Genomic DNA, 18993 nt, shown 5'->3' on the forward strand with positions numbered 1-18993 from the left:
CATGCCCACTCGCCAACCAGAGTTCCTAGAGGTCATCCGCATCGCCGCAAGGGCAGTGATCTGGCGTGAGGGGCGCGTTCTGGTGCAGGTGAAACAGGCCGCCGACGGGCGCATCTACCTCGGCCTGCCGGGTGGTCGGATGGAGCCTGGCGAGACCCTCGCCGAGGCGACCCGGCGCGAGGCGCTGGAAGAAGTCGGCGCCGAGGTGCGGGTGGGGCCGCTGCTGCAAGTGCTGGAAACCTACAGGAAACGCCCCGAGGGGCTGCGCCATCAGGTGGAACATCTGTTCGTCTGTCATGTGGATGACACATATGTCCCCCAGATGGGTCAGCATCCGGATTCAAAGCAGATCGCGGTGCGGTGGGCCGACCCAGTTGTCGAAGCCGCGCTGTTTGACCCGCCCTATGGTGCGCTGCTAACGGACAAGACCGCAGAGACGTACCAAGGGGTCGTGCAAGATGAAACTGCCTGAGGCAGCACAGGAAAACCTGGCGTTTCTGCTGGCGGAGCTGGACGGTCAGATGTCCAACCTGCTGGCTTACTTCAAGGAGCCTTCGGCCGATGGCGCGCAGAAGGTGGTCCTGCGGGCGGGCTATGCCCATAACCTGTGGTCGCGGGTGCAAGCCGCCTGTCGCAGCGCCACGACCCGTGGCAAGTCTTCGCAGTCCAGGCGCTTGCTGCTGCAGAATGTCGACACCATTGCCCGCAACCTTGACCAGCTGTCGCGCCTGTCCCGTATGGCGCTGTTGCATGCCGAGGATGTGCAGCGCGTGAAGCTCCTGCGTCCCGAGGCCTACCGCAAGGTGCTGAGGCAGGTGGCCTGTGCGTTGCACGAGGTGCTGCCGGCGCTGGAGGCCAATGACAGCAAGAGCGCTATTGCGATTGGTCAGAACAAGGCCGAGGTTGATGACTTCTACGACCGGATGTTTCGCACTTATACCCGCGACATGCGCGACACCCGCCATACCGAGGATCTGGCCAATGCGCTCTTGGTGCTTAACGAGGTGCGCCGCATGGGCGAAAGCCTGCAGGGCATCTCGGAGGCGCTGCTGTCGATCTCGATCGGGCAGAATGTGCAGTTCGAACGCTATTTCACCCTGCGCAGTGTGTTGTCCGGCAGCAGGGTGGCTGATGACGACCTGACGCTGAAGCCGCTGGCCGAAACCCGGTCCGGCAGCGCCATCTCGTCGGTCAGCACCCGCGACAAGGCGGGCGATCTGATCGACGCGGTCTTCAAGGACGGCGAAAAAAGCAAGGTCAAGGAAGAGCGCGCCGGGGTCAAAAGCTGGCACGCGATCTATCCCGGTCTTGCGCCGCGCATCCTGTCCTATGAAAAACGCGGCCAGTCGGCGGCGCTGTTGATCGAGCATCTGTCGGGCTACACGTTTGAACATGCGCTGTTGAACGAAGGCGACGCAACTTTGGCGGCGGCGCAGAGCGCGCTGCACAAGACACTCACCGATATCTGGACCCGGACCCAGTCCGATGATCCGGCAGAGATGCAGGCGATGAAGCAGCTCTCGGCCCGGATGAAGGACGTCTACCGTGTCCACCCGGAGTTTGACACCGGCGCGGCCCGCATTCAGGGGGTGAAACAGCCCGCCTTTGCGGAATTGCTGAAGGCGGCGGAGAAGCGCGAAACACAGGTCGCGGCACCTTTCTCGGTCTATATCCACGGGGATTTCAACCTCGATAATGTGATCTATGATCCCGCAGAGCGAAAGATCCGGTTTATTGATCTGCATCGCTCGCGCTACATGGACTATGTGCAGGATGTCTCTGTCTTCATGGTGTCGAACTACCGTCTGCAGGTGCAGGACGGCCCGGTGCGGGCCCGCATCGGCGACACTGCGCTGGGGCTGCATCGGATGGCGGCCAGATTCGCCCGGGCGCGCAAGGACACCACGTTTGAATACCGGTTGGCACTGGGGCTGGCGCGCAGCTTTGCCTCGTCCACCCGGTTTGTATTCGACAAGGAGCACGCCCGGCGCATGTTCCTGCGTGCACGTTATCTGCTGGACTTGGCCCTCGCCGTGCCCGAGGGGCGCGAAGCCCGACTGAAATTGCCGATCAAGGAGCTGTTTGGTGACTGAACTGAAAATCGGGGTGATTGGCATCCCGGGAAAATGGTCGACGGAGGCCATCGCCGACGCCCTGGAGGCGCGGACCGGGTTTCGCCTGGTGATCGACATGGCCGAAGTCTCGCTGGATCTCGGCACCGGCGCGCTGGTCTATTGCGGGCAGGACCTGTGCCAGCTTGACGGGCTGGTGATCAAGAAGATCTCGGAGGTCTACAGCTACCACGCGCTGGATCGGCTGGAGATGCTGCGCGTGGCCGAGGCCAAGGGCGTGAAAATCTACAGCCGTCCTGAGGCGATCCTGCGGCTGATGGACCGGTTGGCCTGCACGGTGACGCTGGCCAATGCCGCGATCCCGATGCCGCCGACCACCATCACCGAAGATGAAACGGCTGCGCTGCAGGCGGTTCTGGCCTATGGCAGTGCGGTGTTCAAGCCGCTGTTCTCCACCAAGGCGCGCGGCATGTGCGTGATTTCCGCCAGCGATGCGGATGCGGCAGGGCGGATCGCCGCCTTCAAGGCGGACAACCCGGTGATGTATGTTCAGGCCAAGCGAGAGCTGTCGGGCCAGGATCTTGGCATGGTTTTTCTGGGCGGCGACTATGTCTGCACCTATGCGCGGGTGAAACAGGACGAGACCAGCTGGAACACCACCATCCTGTCGGGCGGCAAATACGAGGCGTTTGAGCCTGACGCCGCGTTGATCGACCTTGGTCGTCGGGCGCAGGCGCCCTTTGGCCTGACCTTCACCACCGTGGATGTGGCCCTGACCGACAGCGGCCCGATCGTCTTCGAAGTCTCCGCTTTTGGCGGCTATCGCGGCGTCAAGGAAGGCTGCGGCATTGATGCGGCTGCGCGGGTGGCTGATCACGTGGTGGCGGGAGTATCTGCATGAGCCTGACAACGGTCTCCGATATCGCGGCGCAACTGGAGCTCAGCGGCGCGCAGGCCGCAGAGCCGCTGGGGTTGCGCGTCGGGCCGGTCTCGGTCTGCATTCTCTGCGAAGGCCCGCTGCGCGACGTGTTGGCCGACTACTTCAAGGAAGCCACGGATGTGGTCGCCAACCCGGACATCACCGTGCATGTGGTCGAAGGGCAGACCCTTGATCGCGCCCCGGCCTGGCAGGATTGGGCGCGCGAGCCGGGCAAGACCGGGCGCAAGGATGCGATCCACGAACTGACAGACGGGCGGCTGATCCACAAGCGCCGCACCGGCGTGACCTTCCTGCAGTCCATTGACCTTCTGGTGGCCTTTGGCCCGGTGACGGAAAATGCCAATCAAGTGGTGAATTTCGTCAACACGCAGGTGCTGAACAACCGTCAGCGTGCCGGCTGGCAGATTTGCCACGCCGCCGCCGTCAGCAAGGGCGGGCGCACATTGGCCATTGCCGGATTGTCGGGCGGCGGTAAATCCACCTCGATCCTGCGCATGATGGATATCCCCGGCATGTCGTTCATGACCAATGACCGGTTGTTGGTGCAGGCGGACGGCCTGGGGGCGCAGGGGCTCGGCATTCCGAAACATCCGCGCATCAACCCGGGCACCATTCTTGGCAATGATCGTCTGCACGACATGCTCAGCGCGCAGCGCAAAGCGGAGCTTCGGGCCATGCCAGCGGATGACCTTTGGCAGCTGGAGGAAAAATACGACCTGTTCATTTCCGACATATATGGCGCGGGGCGTATCACATATGCTGCGCCGCTGACGGATTTCTGGGTGTTGAACTGGCAGCGCGACGAGGAACAGGTGACCATGATCGAGGAGGTCGATCTAGCGGCGCGCCCGGATTTGCTGGCCGCGATCATGAAGAGTGCGGGCCCGTTCTACCAGTTCCCCGATGGCAGCTTCCTGCGTGACACGGCGGCCCCCGATCCGGAGGGCTATCTTGCTGCATTGCGCAATGTGCGGGTGCAGGAGGTGACAGGACGGCTGGATTTCGATGCCATCGCCTATCTTGGGCGCGAGCTGTTTGATGACTGACGGCGCACGCTACATCGCATTGATCCGCCACGGGGCCTATCACCAGAAACCCGGCGCGCCCTCCGCGTTGCAGCCCTTTCCCCTGACTGAAGACGGGGTGGCGCAGGCGAAGGCCTGCGGCGAAGCGCTGAACGCGGCTCTGATACGGGAGAACTGGACCCTTTCGCCGGTGATCCATGCCTCGCATCAGCTCCGCGCGTGGCAGACAGCGGAGGGGATTGCTGGCGTCTTGCGCCAGGCGGGGCACGCCGTGTCAGACATCGCCGAGACGCCCCGTTTAGCTGAGCGCAGCGTCGGTGCGCTGGCGAATCTGACGACTACAGAGATCGAGACCCTGCTGCAGCAGGACCCCCGCTATGATACCCCCCCGGAGGGATGGAAGTCCGACAGCCACTACCGTTTGCCATTTCAGGACGCGGAGTCGCTGTTGGAGGCGGGCGCGCGTGTGGCCAGCCATCTGACCGATGTGGCCGAGGCCGCCGCGGCGGAGAGCCTGACGCTCTGTGTTGGGCACGGGGCGTCCTTTCGCCATGCAGCACATCACCTCGGTCTGCTGACCTTGGGCGATATTCCGCAACTCTCGATGCATCACGCGCAGCCGTTACTGCTCTGTTACATGGGGGATGGTAGATGGTCGCACTTTGGCGGTGCCTGGAAGCAGCGGCAGAGACAGGAGACCCATCTGGACTAGGGACAGACGCCTTGCAGAGCTGCCACACCGCCCGTTCCCCGCTTTTGCCGCCCATTCATGACCCCGTTGGCGAATTGTCCGACCTGCCGCAGGAGCTGGAACGCTGGTGCGTGACCGCGGCGCATTCCGGCTGTGCCCGTCCCGAAAGCGCCAATCACCTGCAGGCCTGTCTGGAACGCGCTGAGGCCCATGGTGGCTGGCGCTGGCCTGCCAAGCCGGTGGTGTTTCTCTCCGACACCCATGCCGATGCCGAGGGGTTCTTGCGCTCCCTTGTGGCCGCCGGTCTGATCCGGCGCGGACGGGCGGAGCCGGGCGGGTTCAGTCTGACCGAATTTGGCCAGAGTGCCACCATCCTGATCGGCGGTGATTGTCTCGACAAGGGGCCGAGCGATCTGGACATGCTGGATGCGCTGGGCACGCTGATGGCCAAGGGGCCGGATCTGCGCATCCTGGCGGGCAACCACGACCTGCGCCTGCGGCTGGCTGTCGCCGCCCTGCACGAGACACCCACGGCGCTGACCGAACATCTTCTGGTGCGCATGGGGCGCAAGATCATCCCGCTGCTGCGCGAGGTTCATGACCGCTACGTGTGCGATGCGGATCTGGCCGACCTGCCGGATGAGGCCAGCTGCCGCGCGCGCCTGCACCCCGGCCGCGACTGGGCCGAACGGTTCTCGGTTGCCGCCGCGCGTCATTTGAATGGAGCCGCCGTTGCGTCCGAAGTCGAGAAGCTGGCAAAGAAGGCCGCACAATTTGATGCGGAGCTTGCCCGGGCGGGGCTGACCTCGCGGATGGTGCTGGCCGCAGCGCTCAAATGCCGCGAGGTGTTTTTCACGTCCGGGGGCGACTACGCCTGGTTCTACGAGTCGATGGATGTGGTCTGCCAGCTGGGCTCGCTGCTGTTTGTGCACGCCGGGATCGACGACAGCATGTGCGAGTTGCTGTCCGAGGCAGGCGCTGCTGGCATCAACGCCCGCTACAGGGCGGAGCAGGGCGCGCACCCCTTTGCTTTCTATTTCGGACCACTGGCCAATCTGGTGCGGACAAAATATCGCGCCTCTGATGCGGCGCTGACACAGCAGGGCGTCGCCGTGCTGCATGGGCTTGGCATCCATATGGTGGTGCAGGGGCATGTGAACAATCAAAGCGGCCAGCGGATACTGGCCAAACAGGGGCTGCTGCACCTTGAAGGGGATGTGACGCTGGACCGGGCGTCGCGTCGGTTGGAAGGGCTCTCCGGCATCGGGGCGGGGGCCACCTTGATCTTTCCCAGCGGGGATGTCATCGGGTTGAGCACAGATTACCCGCGCGCCAAGCATTTTGCGCCGGAGCGGCAATTCCTTCCGCGTTAGAGCCGCACTCACGCAGCTGAGATCAGGACGGGCAGTGATGGCCAAGGACGACAAGACAGGCGACGACGCGCGATTTCGTCACGACTCCCTGCAGGATCGCAAGACGATCAAGGGGTTGGTGGATGCCATCGGCAAAGGGCTGGCCAAGGGCGAGCTGAGCCTGAGCGATGACGAGGGTGAAATCGTGCTGAACCCCGAAGGGTTGCTGACCCTGCGCATCCGGGCCGAGCGCAACGACGGCCAATGCAAGGTCGATTTTCGCGTCAGCTGGACCGAGCGTGACGATGATCTTCAGCAAAAACCTGCGCCAAAGGTCAAAGCGCGCGGCTAGGGGCGATTGGGCCTGCTCTTCGAGAATACCTACTTAAAGGCTTCGAACAGGACAATTGGGGGGGGCTCCCGCCTGTTTCTCAGCGCCTGTCGGCTTGTCGAAACAGTTGGGCCCGGCGCCGCGCGCGCCCCGCAGGGGCGCGCGCGGCGCCGATCGCTTCGGGCAAAGCCCGAAGCGAAACCCCTCAAGCGCGATGTGCAGTTAAACGTCAGCCCGGCCTGTGCCGGTCTGGGTGCGCGGCGTCAAAGGCCGGATGCGCGGCGCAGCTCTGCTCAATGCGCAACAGGCGCGGGAAGGGCGCGAGATCCACCTCCCAGCGGCGCGCATTGTAGAGCTGCGGCATCAGGCAGATATCGGCAAGGCTTGGTGACGCTCCGGTGCAGAACGGCGCATCCTCCCAGCGCTCCAGCAGCGCCGCAAAGGCCTGGAGCCCGGGGCCGATGAAGTGATGCATCCAGCCCGCCATGTCGAGGGCGCCGCCACTTTGCGAGACGCCGAAGCGGGCGACCGAGAGGTTGCAGACCGGATGCAGATCCATCGCAATGCTCTGCGCCAAGGCCTCCACATGGGCGCGGGCGACGGGATCCTGCGGCCTCAACCCAAGGCCCCGCGTGGCGTCCAGATAGGTGAGGCAGGCCAGCGACTGGGTGAACCGCTGCCCGTCGATATCAAGCACCGGCACCAGCCCCTGCGGGTTGCGCGCCAGATGATTTGCCGTGCGATGATCTCCGGCCACCAGGTCGACGGAGCGGCTCTCATAGGAGATGCCTGCGAGGTTGAGCGCGATGCGCAACCGGTAGCTGGCCGAGGAGCGCCAATAGTCCCAGAGCACGGTGTCAGCCATCGATCAGACCCGCTTTGGCCTGTGTTAGAGCCTGTTTCAGGATCTCCGCCTCCCCTATGTGGTTGGCCAGGATCAGGATCAGGCGCGCATTGAGGGCGTCGCTTTGGGCCTTGCTCAGCCCCTCATGCGCAGACAGCAGCATTGCGTAAGTGTCATCCGGGGTCGCAAGGTTTGCGGTCAGCGTCAGTGTCTCGGGCATCGGGTTACTCCTTGCCGATGGTGCGGCGCAAGGCGGCGCGGATCTTGGCATCGTCAAACGCAGGCATGCGGGTTGCCACGTGTTGATCGGGCCGGATCAGGTAGATGGCAGAGGCGCCCGTGCCCAGATAGCGGTCGCGCAGCGCGGTGGTGGTTGCATCATCGGTTGAGATCGAGAGTCTGGAGATCGTCACGCCCGCCTCCTCCAGCGTCTCCGGTGCCTCTGCGTTGATCGCCAGCAGGGTGAAGGTGTTGCCAAGCTGCGGCAGCAGGAAGCCGTCCTCGATCGGGGCATCCGGGCAGGGCGCACCGGGGCGTGTGCGGGCCGGGCCGCCGGGCAGATGATCGTCGGAGTTGAGCGGAGAGCCATCGTAGATCGAGGGCAGCGACAGGCGTCCGGAATTCACCAGCGGGCGGGCAAACCCGTGGTGCTCCGACAGGTCCAGCACCGCGTCGCGGAAGATACGCGACATCTCCGATTTCGGCGTGATGAAATCGGTTGAGCGCGAGGAGTTCAGGATGTTTTCCTCTGCCGCCGCAATCCGTTCCGTGTCGTAACTGTCCAGCAGGCTGTCGTCCGCCAAGCCCTCCAGCACCAGTTTCAATTTCCACATCAGATTGTCGGTGTCCTGCAGGCCGGAGTTTGCCCCGCGTGCCCCAAAGGGTGAGACCTGATGGGCGCTGTCGCCGGCAAAGATCACCCGACCGTGACGGAACCTTTCCATGCGGCGGCATTGGAACGTGTAGATGGAGACCCACTCCAACTCGAACTGCACGTCGTCGCCCAGCATTGCTTTGAGCCGGGGGATGACATTCTCGGGCTTCTTCTCCTCCGCCTTGTCGATATCCCAGCCGAGCTGCAGGTCAATGCGCCAGACCCCGTCGGGCTGTTTGTGCAGAAGTGCCGATTGCCCCTTGTTGAAGGGCGGGTCGAACCAGAACCAGCGTTCGGTCGGAAAATCAGCCTCCATTGTGACATCGGCGATCAGGAAATTGTCCTCAAACACCCGGCCCACAAAATCCAGCCCCATTTGTGCGCGGATCGGAGAGCCGGCGCCGTCGCAGGCGATCAGCCATTCGGCCTCAAGCGTGTAGGCACCATCCGGGGTGTCGACGGTGAGCGTGGCGTGGCTGCCGTGATCCGTCACACCCGCGACCCGGTTCTTGCCGCGGATTTCGATGGGCGCGCCTGCGGCCTGCAGGCTGCGCACACGGTCCACGAGGTAGTCCTCGATATAGTATTGCTGCAGGTTCACGAAGGCGGGGAACTGGTGACCGTCCTCGGGCAGCAGGTTGAAGTCATAGACCTTGCGATCCCCGAAGAAGACTTTGCCCATGTTCCATTCGACGCCCTTGTCGGCCATGGCGTGCCCGACGCCAAGCCGATCCGCGATCTCCAATGTGCGTTTGGCAAAGCAGATGGCGCGGGAGCCGGAGCTGACCTTGTCGTTGTCATCCAGGACCAGAACCGGCACGCCAGACTGCGCAAGGTCGATGGCAGCGGCGAGGCCGACCGGCCCTGCGCCGACCACGACGACCCTGTGGCGTGCGGGCGGGGTCGCATCCTGATCCGCATGGCGTGCATAGGGGTACAGCGGCACCTCAAAAATCTTGTTCATCCGGTTTCCTCCCTCCGGCAAACAGCTTCTGGTCCGACCCCGCGTTACGGGGTCGGTGGCAAGGACGGACAACCGTCGTTGCATATAAGATAGGCTCTAAAGGGTGGTTTAGAGCCGAATTCAGGCCTGCAGGGCTTCCCACATCTCCAGATCGCGCTGTGCGGTCCAGATGCGGGGTGTGTCGATGCCGCGGGCCTCGTCATAGGCGCGGGCGACGTTGAAGGGCAGGCAATGTTCGTAAATCGCGTAGTCCTTGAACTTCGGATCACAGGCCTCACGCACCGCGTCCCAGGCCTCTTTCAGCGACCCGCCACGGGCTGCGACCTTTGCCGCCGGGCGATAGGTGCTGTCGACAAAGTCGCGGGTGTTCTCGATGGCAGCGTTGACCATCTCCTTGCCCACGAGAGCGTCGCCGCGACCGGGGGCGATGGCGTCCACATCATAGGATTTGATGTTGTCGAGCGTGTTGCCCCAATCGCCAAAATGCCCGTCACCGCAATAGCAGGCAGAGTGGTATTCGACGATGTCGCCGGTGAACATGACGTTTTGATCCGGCACATGGATCACCGCATCACCGGCGGTATGGGCGCGACCCAGATGCTTGATGTCGACGCGGCGATTGCCGAGGTAGACGGTCATGCTGTCGGAGAAAGTGGTGGTGGGCCAAGTGAGGCCTGGAATGCTCTCATGGCCCTCAAACAGGCGCGGGAAGCGCTGGAATTCGCTGTCCCAGTCTTCCTGTCCGCGTTCCACCACCATGGCGCGGGCGGTGTCGGACATGATGATGTTCTCGGCGCCAAAGGCCGAGGCCCCCAGTACGCGCACTGCGTGATAGTGGGTCAGCACCACATGAGAGATCGGCTTGTCTGTGACCGAGCGCACGCAGTCGATGACCTTGTTGGCAAGGCGCGGGGTCGCCTGCGCCTCGACGATCATGACGCTGTCGTCGCCAATGATGACGCCGGAATTTGGATCTCCTTCGGCGGTGAAGGCATAAAGGCCTTCGCCCACCTCGGTGAAGGAGATGTTCTTTTCGCTCATGTCGCCCTGGGATGCGAAGGCTTTGGCCATAGGGTTGTGTCCTTTTTGTCTGTTCCGCCGAAGGTCAGGTTGGGGTGCCTCCGGCGGAGGTATTTGAGAAAAGATGAAGATCCTAGCGTGCGTAAGGATCGCTGAGCGCGGGCAATACAGTGCCGGTGCAGTCGCCGAAACCGATGGTATAGCCATCGCCCTTCGCCGCGCCCTTCAGGGTCAGCGTATCGCCATCCTCGATGAAGCTGCGGCTCTCGCCTGTGGGCAGGGTTAACGGCTCCTTGCCGCCCCAGCTGAGCTCCAGGAGCGAGCCGCGTTGGTCCTTTTCAGGGCCTGAAATGGTTCCGGAGCCGAGGAGGTCGCCCGGGGTCATCGGGCAGCCGGAGGTGGTGTGATGCGCCAGTTGCTGCGCGGCGGAATAGTACATTTCCTTGTAGTTGGTGCGCGCGATGGTGGCGCCCTCGCCGCCTTCGGGCCGCAGGGTGACCTCCAGTTCGATGTCATACAGCATCGGGCCGCAGTCTTTCAGATGGTCCAGAAGCTCTACCTCGCGGGAGGGCGTGTCGCAGCGGAACGGTTCGAGCGCCGCCTTGGTGACGATCCAAGGGCTAATGGAGGTGGCGGTCGCCTTGGCTTGGAACGGGCCCAGCGGCTGGTATTCCCAAGCCTGGATGTCGCGGGCCGACCAATCGTTCAGCAGCACATAGCCAAAGATGTTGTCATCGGCTTCCTGTACCGTGATCGGACCCTCGGAGGGGGTGCCGACAAGCGCGCCCATCTCCAGTTCGATGTCGAAGCGCGCGCAGGGTGCCCAGCGAGGGGCTGCATCATTCGGCCCCTTCAGTTGCCCCCAGGGGCGGCGCACATCGGTGCCGGAGACCATGACCGACGAGGCACGGCCGTTATAACCGATCGGGATATGCAGCCAGTTCGGCGGCAACGCATTCTCGGCGCCGCGGAACATGGTGCCCACATTGGTGGCGTGGTGACGGCCAGCATAGAAATCGGTGTATTCCGACACGATCACCGGCATGTGCAGCTCTGCATCAGCCATGGGAACAAGGCAGGGCTCCACCTTCTTCTGCTCTTCGGCACCATCCTGCAGCAAAGCGATCAGGCGATTGCGCAGGGCGGTCCAGAGTGCCGGGCCTTCTTCCATGATCTCGTTCCAGAACGGCATCTCGAACATCGGTTCGTCACCCAGATCCACCAGCCCTGCGGCCTCGGCTGCTTGCAAATCAAGGATCATGTCGCCGATGGCCACGCCGCAGCGCGGATCGGTGCCTGCGGTGGAAAACACGCCGTAAGGCAAGTTGTTGAGCGGGAAGGGGTGATCGGCGGAATTGGCCGAGGTGACCCAGGATTTTTTCAAAGGCATGCGCATTCCTTGTGGCGGTGAGGGCTCTGTCGGCCCTGCTTCATCTTTTCACAAATATCTCGGGGGTGAATGCGGCCCGTCAGGGCCGCAGAGGGGGCAGCGCCCCGTCACTTCTTGCCCGGGGTGCCGTCGAATTTCTTCTCCAGCGAGGTCCAGCAGTCGATGTATTCATCCTGCAACGGTGCTTCCTTGGCGGCAAACTCCGTCAGATGCTGCGGGAAGCGGGTCTCGAACATGAAGGACATGGTGTTCTCCAGCTTCTCCGGTCCGAGGTTGGAATTCGACGCGCCTTCAAACGCATCTTTGTCCGGCCCATGCGGCAGCATCATGTTGTGGAGGCTCACGCCACCGGGCACAAACCCCTGTGGTTTGGCATCATACTGGCCGTAGATATTGCCCATCAGCTCCGACATGATGTTCTTGTGATACCACGGCGGGCGGAAGGTGTTCTCGGCCACCATCCAGCGTTCGCGGAACAGCACAAAGTCGATATTCGCGGTGCCCGGCTGGCCCGACGGCGCGGTCAGCACGGTAAAGATCGAGGGGTCCGGATGGTCGAACAGGATGGCGCCGACCGGGCAGTAGGTGCGCAGATCGTATTTGTAAGGCGCGTAATTGCCGTGCCAGGCCACCACATCCAGCGGGCTCTGGTTGATCTTGGTCTCATGGAACTGGCCACACCATTTCACAGTCAGGGTCGAGGGCACCTCACGGTCCTCATAGGCAGCCACCGGCGCCTTGAAGTCGCGCGGGTTGGCCATGCAGTTGGCGCCGATCGGGCCACGGCCCGGCAGGTCGAACTTTTGGCCGTAGTTTTCGCAGACGAACCCGCGCGCCGGCCCCTCCAGCACCTCGACCCGATAGACCAGACCGCGCGGGATGATGGCGATCTCCTTGGGCTCCACATCGATGATACCCAGTTCGGTGGCAAAGCGCAGCCGGCCCTCTTGTGGCACCACCAGCAGCTCGGAATCGGCGGAGAAGAAATAGGCGTCCTGCATCGATTCGGTGACCAAATAGACATGGGTGGCCATGCCGACCTGGGTGTTCACATCCCCCGCCGTGGTCATGCTGCGCATGCCGGTGAGCCAGGTCAGCCCCTCGTCCGTATGCGGCACCGGATCCCAGCGGTATTGACCAAGCGAGATCACATCCTCGGGAATATGCGGCGCGCTCTTCCAGTAGGGCAGGTCGATCTTGCTGTAGCGGTGCGAATGCTTGACGCTGGGACGAATGCGATAGCACCAGGTGCGCTCCGGGCGCTCGGCGGTAAAGGCGGTGCCGGAGAGCTGCTCGCCATAGAGACCATATTCGCATTTCTGCGGGCTGTTCATCCCTTGCGGCAGCGCGCCGGGCAGGGCCTCTGTTTCAAAATCATTGCCAAATCCGGGCATGTAGCCCTCTGTGGTGCCCTGGTTCGACGGGGCCTGAATCATCTGGTCCGGCAGTGCGTGACGGGTCATTGCGGCCAACCTCCTCTTGCATTTCCTTCTCGGTAATAGTTGGTTTTGTAACTAACAAGGGATGCGGAGTGCACGAGTGGACGAAAATGATGATTTTGTAGTGCAGGATTTCCTGCCCTATCTGCTGAACCGGGCGGCGGAGGACTCCTCTCTGGCGTTTCAGACGCTCTACAAGGGGCGCTACGGGATGCTCCGGACGGAATGGCGGGTGCTGTTTCACCTTGGGATGTATCATCGCATGACGGCGCGCGACATCAGCACCCGCGCCAAGATCCACAAAACGAAGATCAGCCGCGCCGTGGCGAAGCTTTCGGCGCGGCGCTGGGTCATTCGCAATCGCGATGAAGCCGACCGTCGCTCGGAGCATCTGGAGCTGACACCTGCCGGACGCAGCGTCTACGAGGATCTGCGCGAACAGGCCAAGATCTATGACCGGCGCCTCACGCAGGAGTTTTCCGCTGGTGACGTTGCGCTATTGCGCCGTATGTTGCGACAGTTGGCCAGCATGGAGACCTCGGTCGATCCAGATTGAGGGCGTGCGGTCAGGCATGAGGAGGGCGCGGAAATTCGTGCGGCGATTGAAGAACTGAAGACCTGGCTCACACGGCAGGGGCTGAAGGCCCGCAGTCGCGAAGAGATGCTGCGGAGTTTTTGCGAGCAATTGGTCAACCACGGGGTACCTTTGCTTCGGATGCAGTTGGCGCAGCGCGCATTGCACCCGGAATTCGGCGGCATCGGGTTTACCTGGACCCGCGCGGATGGAATGAACGCCGAGTATTTCGCCCGCACCGACCACACCGAGGCACCTGTCGAATGGTTGCAGAGCCCGTTCTTCGCGTTGATCGAAGGGGGGGAAGACGAAATATATGCCGATCTGACCGGGCCGGATGCGGCGCGTTTTCCCATCTTTGAGCGGTTGCGCGCCATGGGGGCGACGAGCTACTTCGCCCATTGGCAGCCCGTCGGTGAAGTCACCCATGCGGACTATGATGCCACCAGCCAAAAGGCCGAAGGGGTCGTCGGTTCATGGAGCTTTGACGGAGAGCCCGCGGCAGCGAAGGCCTATCACGCGCTGATCCGAGAGGTGTTTGAAACGCTCGCGCTGGTTTTGTCTGCCGCCAGCAACCGAGAGATGGGCCGGTCGCTCCTGCAGGTCTATCTGGGGCGCGACGCCGGGGCTCGGGTGCTTTCGGGAGAGATCGCACGCGGCTCTTCCGAGCGGATCGATGCGGTCATCTATCTATTTGATCTGCGTGGGTTTACCGAACTGTCCGAACGTTTGCCGGGCGAGGATCTGGTCGACCTCCTGAACGATTATTTCGGACATGTGGTGCAGGTCATCCAGGCCCATGGCGGCAATATTCTCAAGTTCATGGGCGATGGCGTTATGGCGATGTTCAATGTGGGCTCGCTGGGCGAGGATGCGCAGGCAGCGATGCGGGCCATACGAGAGCTGGGGCCGCGGATGGAGCGGGTCAATGCCGTGCGCGCCGCGCAAGGCCTGCCGTTGGCGGGGTATACCATGGCGCTGCATGCGGGCGAGATCCTCTACGGCAATATCGGCGCGCCCAATCGTCTGGATTTCACGGTGATTGGGCCAGCGGTGAACCTGACTGCGCGGATTGCCGACATGCATCGCACGGTGGAGCGGTCGATCATCTTGTCCGAGGACGTGCGCAAAGCCGCCGGAGTCGAGGGAGACTGTCTGGTGTCGGTGGGACGTTACATGTTGCGCGGGGTGGCAACCCCGATCGAGCTGTTCACTCTCTACGACCCGGATGCAGGTGCCGTCATCGCGACCGACATCGAACCCCCGGAGGGGCGCAAAGCTTAGCTGGGGCCGCCTGCACCGAGCGGTTTGCCCGGTGCATTCATTGGTCTGGAGGGGTCGTCGCGCTGAGAGCGTGGCGGGTCTCCCCGCCCCGTGCTGTTAGATGTCGATGTCGACGTCTGGCAGCTCCAGCGCCTTCATCATGTCGCGCAGCTCCTGCCGTGCGGCGATGTTTGAAATGTTGAGCTGCTTAACGCCCACATCCTTCAGATCCAGCAGGGTCAGGCCGCGCGGGAACAACTCGCGGAAGATCACCCGCTCGGAGAAGCCCGGTGCAACACGAAAGCCGATCCGCTTGGACAGCATCTTGATCGCGCGTTCCATCTTTTCCTTGTTGACCATGCGCTGGGTGCCGACACGGTTGCGGATCACGATCCAGTCGATCGGCGGCAGCCCGGCCTGAGCGCGCAGCTGTCGGGCATTCCAGACCATCTCGGAATAGACCGAGGGGCCTTTGATCTTCTCGCCATGCTCATCCGTGTGGGCGAGCAGATCGAAGTCCACAAAACTGTCGTTCAGGGGGGTGATCAGGGTGTCGGCGAGGGAATGGGCCACCTGGCTCAAACGGGTGTGGGAGCCGGGGCAGTCGATCAGGATGAAGTCATACTCGGGCTCCAGCTCGGAGATCGCCTCCGAGAGCCGCAGGTCGTAGATGTTCTCGCCCGGTTGCACCGTGTCGGGGTTGATCTCTGGCAGCTCGTGCAGCGCCACCATTGGCAGATTGAGATCGGTGGCCGCGATAAACGCGAGGCGGTTTTCGAGGTACCGACCCAACGACCTCTGTCGCAGGTCGAGGTCCAGGCCCGCCACCTTGTACCCCATGCGGCCAAGCGTGGTCGCCACATGCATGGAGACGGTGGATTTCCCCGCGCCGCCCTTTTCGTTTCCGACGACAATGATATGCGCCATCTACCGGATCCCTTCAAAGCTGCGCCGCTTTTGCGCGGCACCTTTTGTCTTTGAGGTGACTATAGAGTCCAAGAGAATCAATGGAAAGCGGCCAAAACACCCTATTTAGAGCCTATTGTCGCAATCTGACGCTTCGTGGAAAATGCAGACAATGCGAACGGTCTCTAACGTAAAACGCCGCCCCGAAGGACGGCGTTTTCTGGAATATCCATGTGGATAAGTCCGTGGAGGGAATGGCTCAGAAGCCGAGACCTTCGTATTTCTTTTTGAACTTGGATACGCGGCCACCGGTGTCCATCAGGCGGGACGTGCCGCCGGTCCATGCGGGGTGCACGGAGGGGTCGATGTCCAGCGCCAGTTGGTCGCCTTCGTTGCCCCAAGTGGAGCGCATCTGGATGACGGTACCGTCGGTCAACTTGACGTTGATCGTGTGGTATTCGGGATGGGTGTCTTTTTTCATGATACCGCTCCTTACGCTTTCGCTTTGTAGTTTGCGTCTTCAGCGATACGGGCAGATTTGCCGCGACGCGAACGCAGATAGTACAGCTTGGCGCGACGCACGCGACCGCGGCGCACGACTTCGATGTACTCGATGTTGGTGGAGAACAGCGGGAATACACGTTCCACACCTTCGCCGAAGGAAATCTTACGAACGGTGAAAGACCCGGCAATGCCGTCGCCGTTCTTGCGGCTGATGCAAACGCCTTCGTAGGCCTGCACACGGGTGCGCGTGCCTTCAGTCACCTTATAGCCGACGCGGATGGTGTCACCGGCCTTGAAGTCGGGGATGGTTTTCCCCAGCGCAGCAACTTGCTCCGCTTCGAGTTGTGCGATCAGATCCATGATCGTCTCCTTTGCTGCTCGTGGTTATATCCACGAAGTTCGTATGATCCCCAGAGCTGCTGGTCTTCACCGGGTCCGCAGGGAGTGCCCCATACGCCCGCCAGAGATACGGTCTCGTTGCTTGTCGTCGCCGCTGCTGATTTGCGATACCGCCGAAGAAGACTGGCACAGGCAATACAAAGCGGGTCCGGACGACTCAAACCGAGCCCCGGACGCGCGGTTCTTAGGCCAGATCTCCCCTGTTTGCAAGCCTGATACGCGGCCGTCGGGCCTTTAGATCCGGTTTGCTATCGGCTTACGCAGACTGTGCCGAACCAAGGCCACAGCGGCACAGATCAGCAGTACGGTTGCCAATGTGATGAAGGTGCCGCGATAGCCCGTCGCCTGTACCAGAGGCAGGGTCAGCAAGGGCGACACGATCTGACCGAGAAAGACGGATGTGGTCATGACCCCTGCTGCGCGTCCGCGCCGGTTGGCGGGGGCGGATTTCAGAGCGATCTCGTTGAAGTTGGGAGAGACCGTGGCAAAGCCCAGACCCACCAGCGTCGCGCCAACGAAGATCACGCCGAGGTTCGGGGCCAGCGCAAGTGTGAGCATGCCGCTGCCCATCAATCCAAAGCCGATGGTGAACAGGCCGGTGTGCCCGTACCTCGGCTTGAGCGTGGCATAGCGTGTCGCCGCCAGCGCGCCTGCGAGGGTGAGCGCGCCCATGACGCCTCCTATGACTGCCGTATTTGTGACGCCGTGGCTGGCAACAAAAAATGGCACTTGGGTGGGCATCGTGAAGAAGCAAATGACGGTCAGCATTTGCAGCGCTGCCATGGACCACAGACCCAGGCCAAGGCCGTCTGGCGCGGGGGCTGTGTCGACAGTTGCCCCGGGTATAGCGGTTGGCGTTTCTGCGGGCTTAGGCTCTCGGATGGCGGTCCACAGGAGGGGCAGGATCAGGAGCGCCAGCCCGTGAATGGCAAAGACATGCATCGGCGACAGGAGTGCCAGAAAACCGGCCAGGGTGATGGACACCAGCCCACCGATGTTGCGCGCCGAAATCTGCAGGCCAAGGAGGCGACTGCGGGCCTCATCCTGGAAATAGTCTCCGATCAGTGCGGTTTGTGCGGTCATGATCAGCGCCACGGCGACGCCGAGTGCAAGACGACTGGCCAGAATGGCTTCCAGACTGTCGAGCACCGTGCCCAGGCTCCCGGCGATCGCAAACAGGATCACGCCGCCCAGCAACAGAATGCGCTTGCCGACACGGTCGGCGAGCACGCCGGACCAGCCCGCGATCAGCACTACCGCCACGGATGGTGCAGGCACCAGAAACCGGGTCAGCAATGCGGCCTGCGGGTGATCGGCAAAACGGGCCTCCAGTCCCGGCAGGGCGGGGCTGATGGCGGCGTTCGCCATGGTGGTCAGGGTTGCCGCGAGCAGGAGCGCCACCGCTCGCTGGTCCTTGAAGGGCGAAAATGAAGAGGACGATGACATGTTGTTTCCCTTGCCAATATTCGATTCGAGGCACAGGATGCGAATTCAAGTCAACTTGAGGTCAAGCATGAAGCTGCTCGATATCGGCGAAGTCTCTGAGCGCAGCGGGGTGAAACCGTCGGCGCTGCGTTATTACGAGGAGAAGGGTCTGATCCAGTCGCTGTCACGTCACGGGTTGCGGCGACAGTATGGGCATGAGGTCCTGCAACAGCTCTCGCTTGTTGCGCTGGGCAAACAGGGTGGCTTCACGCTGGACGAGATCGCGGCAATGTTCGGCTCCGGCGGAAAACCGGATCTGCCACGTGACGATTTGCAGGCCCGTGCCGACGCGATGCGACGACAAGCCCGCCAGATGGAGGCGCTGGCGCAGATGATGCTGCATGTGGCGGAATGCCCGGCGCCAAACCATCTGGACTGTGACCGTTTTCAACAGTTGCTCCGCGTGGCGGTCCGGGCGCAGCAACGGGGCGGTTCAAAGCACAGATAGCCCGATAGGGTAGGGCGACGCCGCGCGCGGATGGGCGATGCGGCGTCTGGCAGTATCAGCTCAGGTCTTCGACCCTGGCGTCCGGTGCATTGGATTGCACCGAAGCGATGCCATTGTCGCGTCCAGACGCGCTGGCGTAGCTTTGCGAGGTGCCGATCACCTGACCATTCGTGGCCTTGAGGTTGAACATATGTTTCCCCGCCGCGGTCTCTTTCCGCTCATAGCGCGCGTCGTCTCCGGCGTTCTTTTTGACGGACTCAATACCGTTCTCTGCACTGGACTTTTGTTTGTAGCCCTCGCTGGCCAGAATGTTCTCGCCATTGCCGGCCTTGAGACGGAACCGGTACTCCCCGGCATTGTCGGTGTAGAGTTCGAATTTTCCAGCCATCAGCAGTGTCTCCTTGTTGTTCCGTACACTTACTGATCGACTAAAGCATGTCGTGGGAAAACCGGCAACGGTCCGAGTGGTGCT

Annotated in this window: 21 protein-coding genes; 10 read left to right on the forward strand and 11 right to left on the reverse strand. The window is 62.4% G+C overall.

Going from position 1 to position 18993, the window contains the following annotated elements:
* The first annotated feature begins 1 nt into the window (after position 1).
* Genes CLV89_RS13580 through CLV89_RS13610 form a run of 7 tightly spaced genes read left to right on the forward strand, consistent with a single transcriptional unit; the run spans position 2 to position 6432 of the window.
* Positions 2–472 (forward strand): NUDIX domain-containing protein, encoded by a 471-nt coding sequence (locus tag CLV89_RS13580; protein WP_106164201.1) that lies wholly within the window; start codon positions 2–4, stop codon positions 470–472.
* Entirely contained in the window at positions 459–2093 is a 1635-nt protein-coding gene (locus CLV89_RS13585; protein WP_106164202.1) for a phosphotransferase, read from the forward strand. The genes CLV89_RS13580 and CLV89_RS13585 overlap by 14 nt, the downstream gene beginning before the upstream one ends.
* Positions 2086–2973 carry a GAK system ATP-grasp enzyme gene (locus tag CLV89_RS13590; RefSeq protein WP_106164203.1) on the forward strand — a complete coding sequence of 296 codons (888 nt, stop codon included), beginning with the start codon at positions 2086–2088 and terminating at the stop codon, positions 2971–2973. The genes CLV89_RS13585 and CLV89_RS13590 overlap by 8 nt, the downstream gene beginning before the upstream one ends.
* Positions 2970–4058, forward strand: coding sequence for an HprK-related kinase B (locus tag CLV89_RS13595; RefSeq protein WP_243395011.1), 1089 nt, complete (start codon positions 2970–2972; stop codon positions 4056–4058). The genes CLV89_RS13590 and CLV89_RS13595 overlap by 4 nt, the downstream gene beginning before the upstream one ends.
* Positions 4051–4749, forward strand: a complete 699-nt coding sequence (locus CLV89_RS13600) for a histidine phosphatase family protein (protein ID WP_106164204.1) — start codon at positions 4051–4053, stop codon at positions 4747–4749. Before CLV89_RS13595 ends, CLV89_RS13600 begins: the two co-directional genes overlap by 8 nt.
* Positions 4750–4760: 11 nt before the next feature.
* Positions 4761–6101, forward strand: a complete 1341-nt coding sequence (locus CLV89_RS13605; protein WP_106164205.1) for a metallophosphoesterase — start codon at positions 4761–4763, stop codon at positions 6099–6101.
* 37 nt (positions 6102–6138) lie between these two features.
* Positions 6139–6432: an amphi-Trp domain-containing protein gene (locus tag CLV89_RS13610; protein WP_106164206.1), complete on the forward strand. Its 294-nt coding sequence runs from the start codon at positions 6139–6141 to the stop codon at positions 6430–6432.
* 208 nt (positions 6433–6640) lie between these two features.
* Here CLV89_RS13610 and maiA read toward each other — a convergent pair whose 3' ends face one another.
* The 6 genes from maiA to hmgA form a co-directional block, all read right to left on the reverse strand.
* Positions 6641–7276, reverse strand: coding sequence for a maleylacetoacetate isomerase (gene maiA / locus CLV89_RS13615; protein ID WP_106164207.1), 636 nt, complete (start codon positions 7274–7276; stop codon positions 6641–6643).
* Positions 7269–7475: a DUF2783 domain-containing protein gene (locus CLV89_RS13620; protein ID WP_106164208.1), complete on the reverse strand. Its 207-nt coding sequence runs from the start codon at positions 7473–7475 to the stop codon at positions 7269–7271. The genes maiA and CLV89_RS13620 overlap by 8 nt, the downstream gene beginning before the upstream one ends.
* 4 nt (positions 7476–7479) lie before the next feature.
* Positions 7480–9093 (reverse strand): FAD-dependent oxidoreductase, encoded by a 1614-nt coding sequence (locus CLV89_RS13625; RefSeq protein ID WP_106164209.1) that lies wholly within the window; start codon positions 9091–9093, stop codon positions 7480–7482.
* Between the two features lie 120 nt (positions 9094–9213).
* Positions 9214–10164, reverse strand: coding sequence for an MBL fold metallo-hydrolase (locus CLV89_RS13630; RefSeq protein ID WP_106164210.1), 951 nt, complete (start codon positions 10162–10164; stop codon positions 9214–9216).
* Positions 10165–10246: 82 nt separating this feature from the next.
* Positions 10247–11503, reverse strand: coding sequence for a fumarylacetoacetase (gene fahA, locus CLV89_RS13635; protein ID WP_106164302.1), 1257 nt, complete (start codon positions 11501–11503; stop codon positions 10247–10249).
* Between the two features lie 107 nt (positions 11504–11610).
* Positions 11611–12966, reverse strand: a complete 1356-nt coding sequence (hmgA, locus tag CLV89_RS13640) for a homogentisate 1,2-dioxygenase (protein WP_106164211.1) — start codon at positions 12964–12966, stop codon at positions 11611–11613.
* Positions 12967–13042: 76 nt separating this feature from the next.
* Here hmgA and CLV89_RS13645 point away from each other — a divergent pair, with 76 nt between their 5' ends.
* Complete coding sequence (locus tag CLV89_RS13645; protein WP_106164212.1) at positions 13043–13498, forward strand: MarR family winged helix-turn-helix transcriptional regulator; 456 nt, start codon at positions 13043–13045, stop codon at positions 13496–13498.
* A gap of 159 nt (positions 13499–13657) precedes the next feature.
* The gene (locus CLV89_RS13650; RefSeq protein ID WP_243395018.1) at positions 13658–14800 is read left to right on the forward strand and encodes an adenylate/guanylate cyclase domain-containing protein; all 1143 of its coding nucleotides are present in this window, start codon (positions 13658–13660) and stop codon (positions 14798–14800) included.
* A gap of 96 nt (positions 14801–14896) precedes the next feature.
* On the opposite strand, the gene CLV89_RS13655 is transcribed toward CLV89_RS13650, so the two are convergent.
* The 4 genes from CLV89_RS13655 to CLV89_RS13670 all read right to left on the reverse strand — a co-directional run bounded on the left by CLV89_RS13655 (position 14897) and on the right by CLV89_RS13670 (position 18034).
* Positions 14897–15706, reverse strand: a complete 810-nt coding sequence (locus CLV89_RS13655) for a division plane positioning ATPase MipZ (RefSeq protein WP_106164214.1) — start codon at positions 15704–15706, stop codon at positions 14897–14899.
* A 238-nt stretch (positions 15707–15944) separates the two neighbouring features.
* Positions 15945–16166 (reverse strand): 50S ribosomal protein L31, encoded by a 222-nt coding sequence (gene rpmE, locus CLV89_RS13660; protein WP_106164215.1) that lies wholly within the window; start codon positions 16164–16166, stop codon positions 15945–15947.
* 11 nt (positions 16167–16177) lie between these two features.
* A complete protein-coding gene (rplS, locus tag CLV89_RS13665; protein WP_106164216.1) occupies positions 16178–16549 on the reverse strand; it encodes a 50S ribosomal protein L19 in 372 nt (123 codons plus the stop codon).
* A gap of 273 nt (positions 16550–16822) precedes the next feature.
* Positions 16823–18034 carry an MFS transporter gene (locus CLV89_RS13670; protein WP_106164217.1) on the reverse strand — a complete coding sequence of 404 codons (1212 nt, stop codon included), beginning with the start codon at positions 18032–18034 and terminating at the stop codon, positions 16823–16825.
* Positions 18035–18101: 67 nt separating this feature from the next.
* On the opposite strand from CLV89_RS13670, the gene CLV89_RS13675 reads away from it, so the two are divergent.
* The gene (locus tag CLV89_RS13675) at positions 18102–18521 is read left to right on the forward strand and encodes a helix-turn-helix domain-containing protein (RefSeq protein WP_106164218.1); all 420 of its coding nucleotides are present in this window, start codon (positions 18102–18104) and stop codon (positions 18519–18521) included.
* A gap of 55 nt (positions 18522–18576) precedes the next feature.
* Here CLV89_RS13675 and CLV89_RS13680 read toward each other — a convergent pair whose 3' ends face one another.
* Entirely contained in the window at positions 18577–18909 is a 333-nt protein-coding gene (locus tag CLV89_RS13680; RefSeq protein WP_106164219.1) for a YegP family protein, read from the reverse strand.
* Between the last annotated feature and the right edge of the window lie 84 nt (positions 18910–18993).

Source organism: Tritonibacter scottomollicae (genome assembly GCF_003003215.1).
GTDB lineage: Bacteria > Pseudomonadota > Alphaproteobacteria > Rhodobacterales > Rhodobacteraceae > Epibacterium > Epibacterium scottomollicae.

Bases quoted from the DNA above. Each gene is read 5' to 3' on its own strand.
- CLV89_RS13610 (WP_106164206.1), top strand. From the start codon at position 6,139: ATGGCCAAGGACGACAAGACAGGCGACGACGCGCGATTTCGTCACGAC.
- CLV89_RS13595 (WP_243395011.1), top strand. From the start codon at position 2,970: ATGAGCCTGACAACGGTCTCCGATATCGCGGCGCAACTGGAGCTCAGC.
- hmgA (WP_106164211.1), bottom strand. From the start codon at position 12,966: ATGACCCGTCACGCACTGCCGGACCAGATGATTCAGGCCCCGTCGAAC.
- CLV89_RS13600 (WP_106164204.1), top strand. From the start codon at position 4,051: ATGACTGACGGCGCACGCTACATCGCATTGATCCGCCACGGGGCCTAT.
- CLV89_RS13625 (WP_106164209.1), bottom strand. From the start codon at position 9,093: ATGAACAAGATTTTTGAGGTGCCGCTGTACCCCTATGCACGCCATGCG.
- rpmE (WP_106164215.1), bottom strand. From the start codon at position 16,166: ATGAAAAAAGACACCCATCCCGAATACCACACGATCAACGTCAAGTTG.
- fahA (WP_106164302.1), bottom strand. From the start codon at position 11,503: ATGCCTTTGAAAAAATCCTGGGTCACCTCGGCCAATTCCGCCGATCAC.
- CLV89_RS13585 (WP_106164202.1), top strand. From the start codon at position 459: ATGAAACTGCCTGAGGCAGCACAGGAAAACCTGGCGTTTCTGCTGGCG.
- rplS (WP_106164216.1), bottom strand. From the start codon at position 16,549: ATGGATCTGATCGCACAACTCGAAGCGGAGCAAGTTGCTGCGCTGGGG.
- CLV89_RS13670 (WP_106164217.1), bottom strand. From the start codon at position 18,034: ATGTCATCGTCCTCTTCATTTTCGCCCTTCAAGGACCAGCGAGCGGTG.
- CLV89_RS13675 (WP_106164218.1), top strand. From the start codon at position 18,102: ATGAAGCTGCTCGATATCGGCGAAGTCTCTGAGCGCAGCGGGGTGAAA.
- CLV89_RS13650 (WP_243395018.1), top strand. From the start codon at position 13,658: ATGCAGTTGGCGCAGCGCGCATTGCACCCGGAATTCGGCGGCATCGGG.
- CLV89_RS13620 (WP_106164208.1), bottom strand. From the start codon at position 7,475: ATGCCCGAGACACTGACGCTGACCGCAAACCTTGCGACCCCGGATGAC.
- CLV89_RS13580 (WP_106164201.1), top strand. From the start codon at position 2: ATGCCCACTCGCCAACCAGAGTTCCTAGAGGTCATCCGCATCGCCGCA.
- maiA (WP_106164207.1), bottom strand. From the start codon at position 7,276: ATGGCTGACACCGTGCTCTGGGACTATTGGCGCTCCTCGGCCAGCTAC.
- CLV89_RS13680 (WP_106164219.1), bottom strand. From the start codon at position 18,909: ATGGCTGGAAAATTCGAACTCTACACCGACAATGCCGGGGAGTACCGG.
- CLV89_RS13655 (WP_106164214.1), bottom strand. From the start codon at position 15,706: ATGGCGCATATCATTGTCGTCGGAAACGAAAAGGGCGGCGCGGGGAAA.
- CLV89_RS13630 (WP_106164210.1), bottom strand. From the start codon at position 10,164: ATGGCCAAAGCCTTCGCATCCCAGGGCGACATGAGCGAAAAGAACATC.